Raw genomic sequence first — 10,125 nt, 5'->3', positions numbered from 1 at the left:
GTGGCCGAACATATAAAAATAAAAAAGGAGAGGTAAGATATGAAAGAAGTTAAATCTATTAAAGTAGATGGAGAAAAAATAAAGGCTGATACCTATTATATGCTTAAAGATGGTGAATTTGTAGAATACGAGGAGGAATAACCCATGACGGACCCAAAGAAGATTTTAAAAAGTCTAAGGCATGATTTCTACCTACGTTACAAGTATTTGGGATTTAATCATGACGATACTCAACATGCTTATGAGTTATACAAAAGCACTCTAATAGGCAATTTGAAGGAGGGAAAGATGAATGGAAAAGATTTATAAGACTTGGGAAGCAATGAAAATGCTTACTGAAAATCCTAAATTAAAATTTAAAGTAGAGAGTGGTGATTGCACACAGACGTTATTGCTAGTTTCCGGAGGTATCAGAGTGGATTGTGAAGGATGCTATGGTTGTCAAACCTGTTCATTACGTCTGGATGGCAAATGGAAAGAAGTTCAAGGGCCAGTAACTTTTATGGAAGCTGTGGAGAGTGATGGAAGAGTAAAGGTTGAACATGTACTTCTATCTAAATTAACTAAATGCCGAGAAAGCACTTTAAAACAATATAATCCATTATGCGATTTAATGTACCTTTTAGGTCGAGAATTACTTTCAAGCGAACTAAAAGAAGTTATTCTAAATGGCAAGTGGTATATCAAGGGGGCTGATTAAGTGGATTATCATAAAGTTTACAATATGTCCACCAAAGAGAAAGTAGATCAAAGAAAAGGCGAACTATGGGCGGCAATTATAGCCTTGGGATTCTTGCTAAAATTCATATTATAGGAGGTACTTTATGGAACATTGTGATTTAGTTAAAAAGCTGCAGGAACTAACTATGGAAAATGAAAATCTAAAAAATAAGAATTTAGAACTTACCAAGAAGTTAGGAGAACAAAAGAACTGGACTGGAATAAGAGAGGGTGAATTACTCCCTAGACTAAGAAAAAGATATGGATATATTGGACCATGTTCAAGTTATTTCTTAAACCCAATATCTCAAATAGTTAGGGAATTACTAAATATCAAGAAGCTTTCAGAGGTAAATGAAACCAACTATGACATAGCAAAAGAAATATCTATTGGGCTTATGAACGTCATTTGTGAGTATGATTGGCCAAATCTAGAGAGATTACAAAAAACGTGGGAGGGATATAAACATGTCAGGGAATTTTAATGAGGCATTGGAAGCTATAAAAAATAGTCCAGATATAAAAGTAAAGGTAGACCATTTCTTAATACAAGATGAAGGGCTAAAGAATATATTTAGTAGTTTCAGGATGCTTTCATGTATTATGTACAATTTAAGCCTCTGTTTTAACAACAAACAACTAGCAGAGATATTACAGAGTGGGCAATGGTATTTGAAAATTTGATGGCCCTGTGGATAGTTGTTTACATGAGAATTAGAAATGCCAGAAAGAAGGTGAAAGTGTGACACAGTTAGGCAAGGAGATTCTAGGAGCATATAGTTTAATAGCCATTATAGGACTAGCTATATATAATGCTGTGAAATACAAAAGAGAAGATGACAGAGAAAACCAACTGACAATAGCTGTTTTAATTCCAGTAGTAATATTTCTGGCAAATGTGATTTGAAAGGAGAAAGATAAGTGTGAAATTAAAACCGGAAAAACCTAATAGATACGAACAGTTAACAGAGGATTTGAAAGAAGCTTATTCAAAGGCGTTAGAAGTTAGCGCAACAGATGATAGTGGTACCTGCAATTTTGATAGTACATTTTTGATATTAAAGAGATGGCAGGAAAGAAAAGTACTTAAAGCTATAGAAAAGGCAGGCCTTTATTGCAGACACAAGACCCACTGGATCGGCGAAGGATACATGATTAATACTGGTGGTGGTCAAGCAAACAACAGAACTAGAATAAGGGATAAATTTTCAAAAGTTTTAGAAGAAAAAGGATATCACGTGCTGCGTTTTGACATGATGGATTGAAAGGGGGAAGTTATGAAGGAAAAAATTTATGAAGTTCTGTTAGTTATATGGCTTGTATCTTCTACGGTATTTGCATTTAATGCTAATTGGAATAAAGCCATATATGGTGTATGTTGGGTTATTCTAATTCAACTATGGATATTCAGAGAAGAAAAGGAGAAAGAAGGTGATTAAATGATTTACTGTACCTTAAATCTACCATGCCCACAAGGTACAAAAGATAGACTATGCTGTATCTATTGCAAACAGAAGCCCACTTGTGAGGAAGCTTGCAATAACCGTAATAAATGTTGCAACTATGGTTTAGGACTAGATGGTGAGAAATTATATGATGAAGAAACTGGCGAAACTGTATGCGAGGATATCAGGGATGCAACACCAGAACAATTTAAAAGATTTATGGAGGGATAGACATGGATTTTATAAGTTCAGAAGAGTTCTTAAAGCAATCTGAAAAAGTGCAAAAGGTTTTAAAAGACTGGTGGAAGCCTGAATACGGTGATTTGTATATATTTGATTATCAGGGCTTTAATGAAATTAATTTAGCAATAAAAGTAACAGATCAACCTAGTAAAAATTGTTATATATTACCCCTTGGCAATGACTATGCATGGGAGGATAAAGAGCTATGTATGCCATTATTCACAGAAGGACAACTTAGAAAATTCATAGAGGAAAAGACAGATACTAAAGTTCAAATTTATTATGATGGCGATTATGGATATACGCTAGATATAGGCTATAAAGATAGTTTTAAGGAAGAACATTGGGGAATGTATGAAAAGCTAGGGAATGACTTACTACAAGCATATTGGAAAGTAGCTGTAATTATTGCAAAGGAGGGATAGATATGTGGATTAGATCACAGGATAGAATGAGTTTGGTAGAACCCAAAAGACTTAATATATGTAAAAACCGAGGTAAGTTTAGAATTATTAATCAGGTTTTGTACATGGGAGATGTATCAGACGATTATGACATTTTAGGAGAATATGAATCTGAAGAAAGAGCTATCGAAATATTAGATGATATACAGAATCAAATTTTACATTGTACAGAGGGAAAAGATACTAAACCTTTTATATCAGCAAGCTTTCAAGGCAATAGACAAATTACCTATAAACCAGTACTCGAAATGCCACAAGAATAAAAAAATACCCTCGCCAAAGGGTAAATAAATTAAAAATTCGATATTCCCATTCTACACCGGAATGGGTAAAAAATCAAATGGAGGATTGTGAAATGAATATAGATATATCAAAAATTGTCATAGATAAGATTAAGGATATGGAAGAAAAGAAAGTAGTTGAAAATGCTATTGAGGAAACTATAGAAAAGACAATCATTAAAGCTGCAAAAGATGCTTTAGAAGGATATTCATTAAAATGCATGATTGAGGGAAAATTTGAAAAAGAAGTATCTGGAATTGTATCACAGATTGGTTTTACTGCCTACAACGGATTTATAGTTGAAAAGTTCAAACAGATTACAGAAGGAGTTATAAATAAAGATATTCAGGATAAGATAGCTAAAACATTTGATGAAATATTAGTGCTTAAACGAGATAAAATAAAACTTTCAGAGATATGTGATGCATATAGGGATTATATGAATGACAATACGGATGAAGATGAAAAATACGACTTGGAATATTTTTATATAAGTATCAAAGAGGATGAAAAATATCATTGGTTAGATGTGAAACTTGCAAAAGAAGAGCCTCAAAATAGTTATGATTTTGACGGAATTAAATTTACGATTCATAGAAGTTATTCTGATAAAAATATGGGGAGTATAGGGAGCCTACGTATTGGTGGATATAGCTTAGATAAAACTTTGAATTTTGGTAATATGTCTGATATCGAAAGGTTACTTGTAAATTTAAAATACAATGATACTCCAATAGAAATTGATGTTGAGAGTGAAGATGATATAGACAATTACTTTGATATAGATAATTAAGGGGGATATTAAGATGGCAAAGTTTGAGGTTGGTGACCTTGTAAAAATAAATGAAGATAAAATTGGTTTTGTAGGTTGGAATAAAAATAAATGCATGAATTTAAAAGAAGAAGATGGGTACTTAGGTATAGATCTTCTCACAGACACAATGGGGTTTACTGCACCCGTTAAAGAAGATGAATGCACCAAAAGCAGTATAAAAGAAGTAATTAATTGGTGGCGGGAGAAGAGTGAAGAGACAGAAAAGAGGTTGCGACAAGCATATATAGCCAAAAGTGAATTCGACAAGTTGCAGGGTGAAAATAAGACTTTGAAAGAGTTGTTAAGGATTTATTTATAGAAAAATTAATATGGAGGTAATCATTGGTGGGAGATATATCTGAATTGATTATGGAAGGTGTTCTGTGCGAAAGATGTGGGTGCTTAATAGAAGATTTAATTCAAGAAGGTACTGACGAATTATTACCTGGACCAGGATATCCACGATTATGTGATGATTGTAAAGGAGATAAAAAACATGAGTAAGATTAAAAAAATTGAGATAAATAGTTATGTTGGGCTTAAAGAATTTGGCTTTGATGCAGGAAAAATAAATATATTCAGAGGACCCAAAGGTTCAGGAAAGAGCAGTATTATTGAAGCGTTGGAAACAGCATTTACAAATTCAAAGAGACGTACAGAGGTTATAAGGCACGGACAGGATGAAGCCACTCTCTACATTGAATTAGATAATGGACTTGAAATAAACCGTAAAATCAGGAATGGAAAAGCAGATTATTTGAAGCTCAGAAAAGGTGACGAAGGTGTTCCTTCTACCGAAAGATTTTTAAGGCAACTCATAAATGGTAATATTTTTAGACCTATTGAATGGGTAAATCTTTCATCCAAAGAACAGACAAAAAGCATTTTAAACATGCTTGAAATTGATTGGGTGCAAGAAGATATTCAAAAATGGTTTAGTGAAATACCTTCAAATATCGAATATAGTCAACACATTTTGATGGTTTTAAAGGCTATTGAGACTAAATATTTTAAGGATAGAGAAGAGGTTAATAGACAAATCAAGGAATTAAAGACACAAGTTGAAGTTATAAAAAAGGATCTTCCTGTTAACTATGATGGTGAGGAATGGAGAAATAAAAAAGTCCAGGAATATTACAGTAAAGTTTCAGAATCCCAAAAGATTAATCAATTTATAGAACAGGCAAAAGCATTGCAGGAAGGACTTGAAAATAAGGTTCAAGCTATACAAGCCAATGCTGACAGTAATAAATCAAGGGCGCAGATGAAGTATAAAGATCAAAGACAGGATATTAAAGATATTATTGATTTGTCTAAGAGTAAGATTGAGAAATCGCAGGATTTAATTAATGGATTTAATCAAAGAAGTGCCAATGAGCTTCAAGCCATTGACCTAGAAATTGACAAGCAAATTCAAGAAGCCATATCAAAGATAAAGGCAGCTGGAGAGAAATCGAAAGAATGTGTCAAGAAAGCTCTTGAAGCTGAAAAACAGGAAAACATTGACAATATAAATATCCAGAATAATAAGATTACTCAAAAAACAGAAGAATTAAATTCATTGGATAACTTGGAAAAGCAGGAATTAAAAAGCATAGATGAAAAGGTGATATCTGAAATCGAGAAAGAAAAAATCAGGGTGGGAAAGGCTGCAGAATATCTTGAACAGAATGAATCGGTAGATATTGAACCGTTACAGCAGGAAGCTGACAAAGTAGCAGAAATGCAGAGCTATCTTAGGCAATGGGACATGATGATTGACATTAGAGACAACCAACTTTCAGATAAAGAAAGATATTCCCTTGGGCTTACTGCAAGGATTGAGAAAGCAAGAACATTACCCGAAGAACTTTTGAAAACTGCTAAGATGCCGATTGATGGCATATCAGTAGATGAAAAAGGATTGATTCGGATAAATGGAACTTTAATAGATGGCCTTTCAGATGGAGAAAAACTGGAATTAGCCTTTAAAATAGCAAAGGCACAAGCAGGAGATTTAAAGGTTATATGCCTTGATAGGTTTGAAAGCCTTAAATCAGACCAGAAAGCAATCCTTAAGGCTGCAATGAATGATGAATACCAGTACTTTATAACGGAACATACGGACAGTGAAGAAATGGAAATTCAAAAATTAGGAGGGGTAGTAAATGGGTAATTTAATAAATGGTAAGCCTGTGGAAGTGAAAAATATTCTAGCAAATATAAATATGCAGAAGAGATTTCAGGAGATTCTAGGTAAAAAGGCCGCGGGGTTTATGGCGAATCTCGTAAATATATCTAATGGCAAATTAAAGGGGATAGAGCCTTATAGCATTGTATCTTCTGCAATGATAGCAGCTACCTTAGACTTGCCTATTGACCCTAACCTGGGTTTTGCATGGATAGTTCCCTATGGCAAGAAAGCACAATTCCAAATGGGATATAGAGGATTTGTACAATTAGCATTGAGAACAGGCCAATATAAGCACATAAATGTCATTGAGATATATAAAGGACAACTAAAAACTTATAATCCTCTTACAGAAGAATTAGAGCTTGATTTTGACAGTAAAGAGAGTAATGAGGTTGTAGGGTATGCAGCATATTTTAGCTTGATTAATGGCTTTGAAAAGACGGTTTATTGGAGCAAAGAGAAAGTTACAGCTCATGGAAAAAAATTCTCTAAAACTTATAATAATGGCCCTTGGCAGACTGACTTTGATGCAATGGCTAAGAAAACTATACTCAAGAACACTTTAAGCAAGTGGGGGATTTTAAGTATAGACATGCAGACAGCATTGCAAGCAGACCAGGCAACAGTTAAAAAAGGTGTGCTTGATGGTGAGTCTGTGGAGGTAAACCTAGATTATATTGATAATCCTGATAGTATAGATGCGGAATTTGAGGAAGTGGATTCTGGAAAGGCAACAACTAAACTGGATGATAAGTTTAAAAAAGCTAATGGAGATTCTGCACAAGATAAGAAAAAAGACGATACCCCTTCAGAAGATAAACAGGAAAATTTATTTAAAGGTACACCTTTTGAGATGGGAGATGATAAATAATGGAAGCTACACTTATAAAACTTACAGATGAAAATTACTTTTCTCAAGAAGCTAACCAACAATATATGTCAGTATCACAATTTAAAGCTTTCGGCGGCTGTGAAGCAGCTGCCCTGGCTTCCCTGAGTGGAGAATGGAAAGAAGAAGAGAGTACAGCATTATTAGTAGGAAGTTACTTCCACAGTCATTTCGAAGGAACACTAGATAAATTCAAGAAGGAACATCCACAAATATTTACAGCAAAGGGGGAACTTAAAGCAAATTATAGACAAGCTAATGAGATGATAAATTGCCTGGAAATGGATGAAAATTTTAAACAAATATATGTCGGGGAAAAAGAAAAGATATTCACCGGTAAATTATTTGATGCAGATTGGAAAATTAAAGTTGATTGCCTGAACGTCAAGGATGGATATTTTGTAGACTTGAAAACCACCAGAGACTTTGAAAAACAGTGGATTGAAAAAGAAGGAAGAAATACAAAGGTTTCCTTTGTAGAGAAATGGAAATATTTAATTCAAATAGCAGTATACAAGGAAATCTTAAGGCAAAACACAGGAATTAATGACTTAGAGGGCTTTATAATTGCTGTAACCAAACAAGACCCACCTGATAAGATAATCCTATATTTCAAACCAGAAGATTATGAAATAGGCATGAATCAGGTTAGAGAAAATATAGAGCGTGTTATGCAAGTTAAGAATGGACTTGAAAAACCTATGAGGTGTGAGAGGTGTGCATACTGTAGGGCTACCAAGAAACTAGATAGGGCTTTTCACTATACAGAGCTTTAGAGGTGAAATTATGGCAGAAGTAAAATGGATCAAACTGATGACTGATATGTTTGATGATGAAAAAATTGATTATATTCAAAGCTTACCTGAAGGAGACTCAATTCTAATAATTTGGATAAGGCTTTTAACAATGGCGGGCAAGTGTAATGCAGGAGGATATATATTTCTAACTGAAAATATTCCATATACGATTGATGCCTTGGCTCATAAGTTTAAAAAACCAGAATCTATAATAAAACTTGCTTTTAGTACATTTACCAAACTAGGAATGATTGAATTAATCGAAAATGGTCCTATATTTATTTCTAACTTTACTAAGTATCAGAATATAGAAGGGCTAGAGAAGATAAAACAAAGAGAAAAAGAAAAGCTCAAAAAAAGGAAACAAAGGGAAAAACTTAAAGAATTACCCCCTGAAAATAATAAGGAACCTAACAATGTCCCCGGGACAATCCCGGGACAATCCCCTGGGACTCCTTCTTATATTAGAAGTAGAAGTAAGAATATAGATCTAGATAATACTGTAGTAGTAGATCTAACTATAGATCATAGGGACGATAATATTACCACTAACTACTACAAATTTTTTAATGAAAATTTTCACCCTATAACAGACTTTGAACGGCAGGAACTTGAAAGCTTTGAGGCTGATGGACTTACACCAGGAGCTATAGTCATGGCACTTAAGGAAGCCATAGATAGCAACGTTAGGAACATGAAATTTGTGAAAGCAGTTCTTCATAGATACCTAGATAATAATTTATTGACTGTAGAAGCTATAAATGCAGATAAGGAAAACCACAAAAGAAAGAATAAGGATACTAAGTCAAATGCCAAGATAAATTCTAAGGCTTATAAGCCCTTTGGAGAGTGATTTTTATGAATATGTGTAATTTACAAGCTGAAAGAGATTTGTTGGGCAGTGTAATTATTAAGCCAGACAACTTATGTGATTGTATAGACTTAGTAGATCCAGATGATTTCTACCAGGATAGTCATAAATTAATCTATAGTGCAATTAAAAAGATTTATACAGGGAGTAAAGATGTATCAATAACTACCATTGCAGAAAGCTTGGGGAAAACTTTATCAGATGCTGGAGGGATAACATACATTTCCGAGTTGGCCGGGCAAACTTTAATAAATAACAATATAAAAAGCTGCGGTGAGATTATAAAGAAATATTCCAATATAAGAAAACTAGCTAATTTGCTTCAGACAAATTTATTAAAAATAAAAAACACTGATGCGGATATAGAGGATATTTCTAAAGAACTACAGGAATTTACACTAAAGCTTGAAGTTAAACAAAACAAAGATGATGGGAATATAAGTAATGCTATGGAAACTGTATTGGACAATCTTCAAACCAGATATGAGAATGGTGGTGCTATACAAGGAATAGAAACAGGACTTGGAAAATTGGATAAGGCTATCAATGGATTGAATAAAACGGATTTTATAATTCTAGGAGCTAGGCCAAGTATGGGTAAGACAGCCTTTGCATTAAATATAGCCCTTAATACATCTAAAAACTCTAAAGTAAGCTTCTTCTCTCTTGAAATGTCAAAGGAGCAACTTTTAGAAAGAGCATTAGCAGCTAAGGCATTAATAAAACTTCAAGAGATTAAAACAGGTAATTTAGAGGATGAGAAATGGACACGAATAAGCCGAATAAGTGGTTTGATAGTGAGTTCTAATTTAAAAATATATGACCAAATATATTCACTTAATGGCATTAAAGCAGAGTGTAAGAAAAGAAAACTTAAAGAAGGATTGGACATAGTGTTTATAGATTATTTGACACTGATAGATGGAGTTGCAAAGTCTGAAAATAGAAATCAGGAAGTGAGTAAAATATCCAGGCAACTAAAACAAATGGCTAAAGAATTAAATATTGTGATAATAGCCTTGGCACAATTAAGCAGGGCACCAGAACAAAGATCGGACCATAGACCTAATTTATCAGACTTGAGAGAATCAGGGTCCATAGAGCAGGATGCAGATATAGTTATGTTCCTATATAGGGATGAATATTACAATGCCGATACCGAGGAAAAGAATATTATTGAGACTATAATTGCTAAACAGAGAAACGGTGAAATTGGAACATTGAAATTTAAATGGGAACCAGAATATCAGAGAATCACAGATTTTTATTTAGGAGGTAATTAGGTGATAGACAGATGGAAGATTTTTAACTATCTCAAGGGCGGAAATAATAAGATAACTGTCAAGGACATAGAGAAAGCACAGGCAGAAGAAGTCAAGGAGGGGTTGATAGAATTTATATTACTCAAGGAAAGAGAAAAGAGGTGA

Annotated in this window: 19 protein-coding genes; all 19 read left to right on the top strand. The window is 33.7% G+C overall.

What is annotated here, in order from left to right:
* Positions 1 to 144 precede the first annotated feature (144 nt).
* The 19 genes from BS101_RS23305 to BS101_RS23290 all read left to right on the top strand — a co-directional run bounded on the left by BS101_RS23305 (position 145) and on the right by BS101_RS23290 (position 10,125).
* A complete protein-coding gene (locus tag BS101_RS23305; RefSeq protein ID WP_198039472.1) occupies positions 145 to 309 on the top strand; it encodes a hypothetical protein in 165 nt (54 codons plus the stop codon).
* On the top strand, positions 293 to 700 hold the full coding sequence (locus BS101_RS12135) for a hypothetical protein (protein WP_073539061.1): 408 nt from the start codon (positions 293 to 295) through the stop codon (positions 698 to 700). Before BS101_RS23305 ends, BS101_RS12135 begins: the two co-directional genes overlap by 17 nt.
* 124 nt (positions 701 to 824) lie before the next feature.
* Entirely contained in the window at positions 825 to 1,205 is a 381-nt protein-coding gene (locus tag BS101_RS12130) for a hypothetical protein (protein ID WP_073539060.1), read from the top strand.
* Positions 1,189 to 1,404 carry a hypothetical protein gene (locus BS101_RS12125; RefSeq protein WP_073539059.1) on the top strand — a complete coding sequence of 72 codons (216 nt, stop codon included), beginning with the start codon at positions 1,189 to 1,191 and terminating at the stop codon, positions 1,402 to 1,404. The genes BS101_RS12130 and BS101_RS12125 overlap by 17 nt, the downstream gene beginning before the upstream one ends.
* Positions 1,405 to 1,462: 58 nt before the next feature.
* The gene (locus BS101_RS23300) at positions 1,463 to 1,627 is read left to right on the top strand and encodes a hypothetical protein (RefSeq protein WP_198039471.1); all 165 of its coding nucleotides are present in this window, start codon (positions 1,463 to 1,465) and stop codon (positions 1,625 to 1,627) included.
* 16 nt (positions 1,628 to 1,643) lie between these two features.
* Positions 1,644 to 1,985: a hypothetical protein gene (locus BS101_RS12120; RefSeq protein WP_073539058.1), complete on the top strand. Its 342-nt coding sequence runs from the start codon at positions 1,644 to 1,646 to the stop codon at positions 1,983 to 1,985.
* A gap of 12 nt (positions 1,986 to 1,997) precedes the next feature.
* Positions 1,998 to 2,159, top strand: coding sequence for a hypothetical protein (locus BS101_RS22755; protein ID WP_156876040.1), 162 nt, complete (start codon positions 1,998 to 2,000; stop codon positions 2,157 to 2,159).
* Complete coding sequence (locus BS101_RS12115) at positions 2,160 to 2,396, top strand: hypothetical protein (protein ID WP_073539057.1); 237 nt, start codon at positions 2,160 to 2,162, stop codon at positions 2,394 to 2,396.
* A gap of 2 nt (positions 2,397 to 2,398) precedes the next feature.
* Positions 2,399 to 2,833 carry a hypothetical protein gene (locus BS101_RS12110; RefSeq protein WP_073539056.1) on the top strand — a complete coding sequence of 145 codons (435 nt, stop codon included), beginning with the start codon at positions 2,399 to 2,401 and terminating at the stop codon, positions 2,831 to 2,833.
* A gap of 2 nt (positions 2,834 to 2,835) precedes the next feature.
* Entirely contained in the window at positions 2,836 to 3,135 is a 300-nt protein-coding gene (locus tag BS101_RS12105) for a hypothetical protein (protein ID WP_073539055.1), read from the top strand.
* Between the two features lie 92 nt (positions 3,136 to 3,227).
* Positions 3,228 to 3,947, top strand: coding sequence for a hypothetical protein (locus BS101_RS12100; protein ID WP_073539054.1), 720 nt, complete (start codon positions 3,228 to 3,230; stop codon positions 3,945 to 3,947).
* A 13-nt stretch (positions 3,948 to 3,960) separates the two neighbouring features.
* Positions 3,961 to 4,287, top strand: a complete 327-nt coding sequence (locus BS101_RS12095) for a hypothetical protein (protein WP_073539053.1) — start codon at positions 3,961 to 3,963, stop codon at positions 4,285 to 4,287.
* A gap of 26 nt (positions 4,288 to 4,313) precedes the next feature.
* A complete protein-coding gene (locus tag BS101_RS23295; protein ID WP_198039470.1) occupies positions 4,314 to 4,472 on the top strand; it encodes a hypothetical protein in 159 nt (52 codons plus the stop codon).
* Positions 4,465 to 6,123, top strand: coding sequence for an AAA family ATPase (locus tag BS101_RS12090; protein ID WP_073539052.1), 1,659 nt, complete (start codon positions 4,465 to 4,467; stop codon positions 6,121 to 6,123). Before BS101_RS23295 ends, BS101_RS12090 begins: the two co-directional genes overlap by 8 nt.
* A complete protein-coding gene (locus BS101_RS12085) occupies positions 6,116 to 7,012 on the top strand; it encodes a recombinase RecT (RefSeq protein ID WP_073539051.1) in 897 nt (298 codons plus the stop codon). The genes BS101_RS12090 and BS101_RS12085 overlap by 8 nt, the downstream gene beginning before the upstream one ends.
* Positions 7,012 to 7,806: a PD-(D/E)XK nuclease-like domain-containing protein gene (locus tag BS101_RS12080; RefSeq protein ID WP_073539050.1), complete on the top strand. Its 795-nt coding sequence runs from the start codon at positions 7,012 to 7,014 to the stop codon at positions 7,804 to 7,806. The genes BS101_RS12085 and BS101_RS12080 overlap by 1 nt, the downstream gene beginning before the upstream one ends.
* A 10-nt stretch (positions 7,807 to 7,816) precedes the next feature.
* A complete protein-coding gene (locus tag BS101_RS12075; RefSeq protein WP_073539049.1) occupies positions 7,817 to 8,680 on the top strand; it encodes a phage replisome organizer N-terminal domain-containing protein in 864 nt (287 codons plus the stop codon).
* A 5-nt stretch (positions 8,681 to 8,685) separates the two neighbouring features.
* Positions 8,686 to 9,981 carry a replicative DNA helicase gene (gene dnaB / locus BS101_RS12070; protein ID WP_073539048.1) on the top strand — a complete coding sequence of 432 codons (1,296 nt, stop codon included), beginning with the start codon at positions 8,686 to 8,688 and terminating at the stop codon, positions 9,979 to 9,981.
* The gene (locus BS101_RS23290; RefSeq protein WP_198039469.1) at positions 9,982 to 10,125 is read left to right on the top strand and encodes a hypothetical protein; all 144 of its coding nucleotides are present in this window, start codon (positions 9,982 to 9,984) and stop codon (positions 10,123 to 10,125) included. It begins immediately after the preceding gene.

This window comes from Clostridium kluyveri, from assembly GCF_001902295.1.
Lineage (GTDB): Bacteria > Bacillota > Clostridia > Clostridiales > Clostridiaceae > Clostridium_B > Clostridium_B kluyveri_B.
Note: the sequence above shows the minus strand (reverse complement) of the source record. Positions and strands in the feature narration are given on the sequence as shown.

Coding starts and splice junctions, on each gene's coding strand:
- BS101_RS23305 (WP_198039472.1), top strand. CDS start 145: ATGACGGACCCAAAGAAGATTTTAAAAAGTCTAAGGCATGATTTCTAC.
- BS101_RS12135 (WP_073539061.1), top strand. CDS start 293: ATGGAAAAGATTTATAAGACTTGGGAAGCAATGAAAATGCTTACTGAA.
- BS101_RS12130 (WP_073539060.1), top strand. CDS start 825: ATGGAACATTGTGATTTAGTTAAAAAGCTGCAGGAACTAACTATGGAA.
- BS101_RS12125 (WP_073539059.1), top strand. CDS start 1,189: ATGTCAGGGAATTTTAATGAGGCATTGGAAGCTATAAAAAATAGTCCA.
- BS101_RS22755 (WP_156876040.1), top strand. CDS start 1,998: ATGAAGGAAAAAATTTATGAAGTTCTGTTAGTTATATGGCTTGTATCT.
- BS101_RS12115 (WP_073539057.1), top strand. CDS start 2,160: ATGATTTACTGTACCTTAAATCTACCATGCCCACAAGGTACAAAAGAT.
- BS101_RS12110 (WP_073539056.1), top strand. CDS start 2,399: ATGGATTTTATAAGTTCAGAAGAGTTCTTAAAGCAATCTGAAAAAGTG.
- BS101_RS12105 (WP_073539055.1), top strand. CDS start 2,836: ATGTGGATTAGATCACAGGATAGAATGAGTTTGGTAGAACCCAAAAGA.
- BS101_RS12100 (WP_073539054.1), top strand. CDS start 3,228: ATGAATATAGATATATCAAAAATTGTCATAGATAAGATTAAGGATATG.
- BS101_RS12095 (WP_073539053.1), top strand. CDS start 3,961: ATGGCAAAGTTTGAGGTTGGTGACCTTGTAAAAATAAATGAAGATAAA.
- BS101_RS12090 (WP_073539052.1), top strand. CDS start 4,465: ATGAGTAAGATTAAAAAAATTGAGATAAATAGTTATGTTGGGCTTAAA.
- BS101_RS12085 (WP_073539051.1), top strand. CDS start 6,116: ATGGGTAATTTAATAAATGGTAAGCCTGTGGAAGTGAAAAATATTCTA.
- BS101_RS12080 (WP_073539050.1), top strand. CDS start 7,012: ATGGAAGCTACACTTATAAAACTTACAGATGAAAATTACTTTTCTCAA.
- BS101_RS12075 (WP_073539049.1), top strand. CDS start 7,817: ATGGCAGAAGTAAAATGGATCAAACTGATGACTGATATGTTTGATGAT.
- dnaB (WP_073539048.1), top strand. CDS start 8,686: ATGAATATGTGTAATTTACAAGCTGAAAGAGATTTGTTGGGCAGTGTA.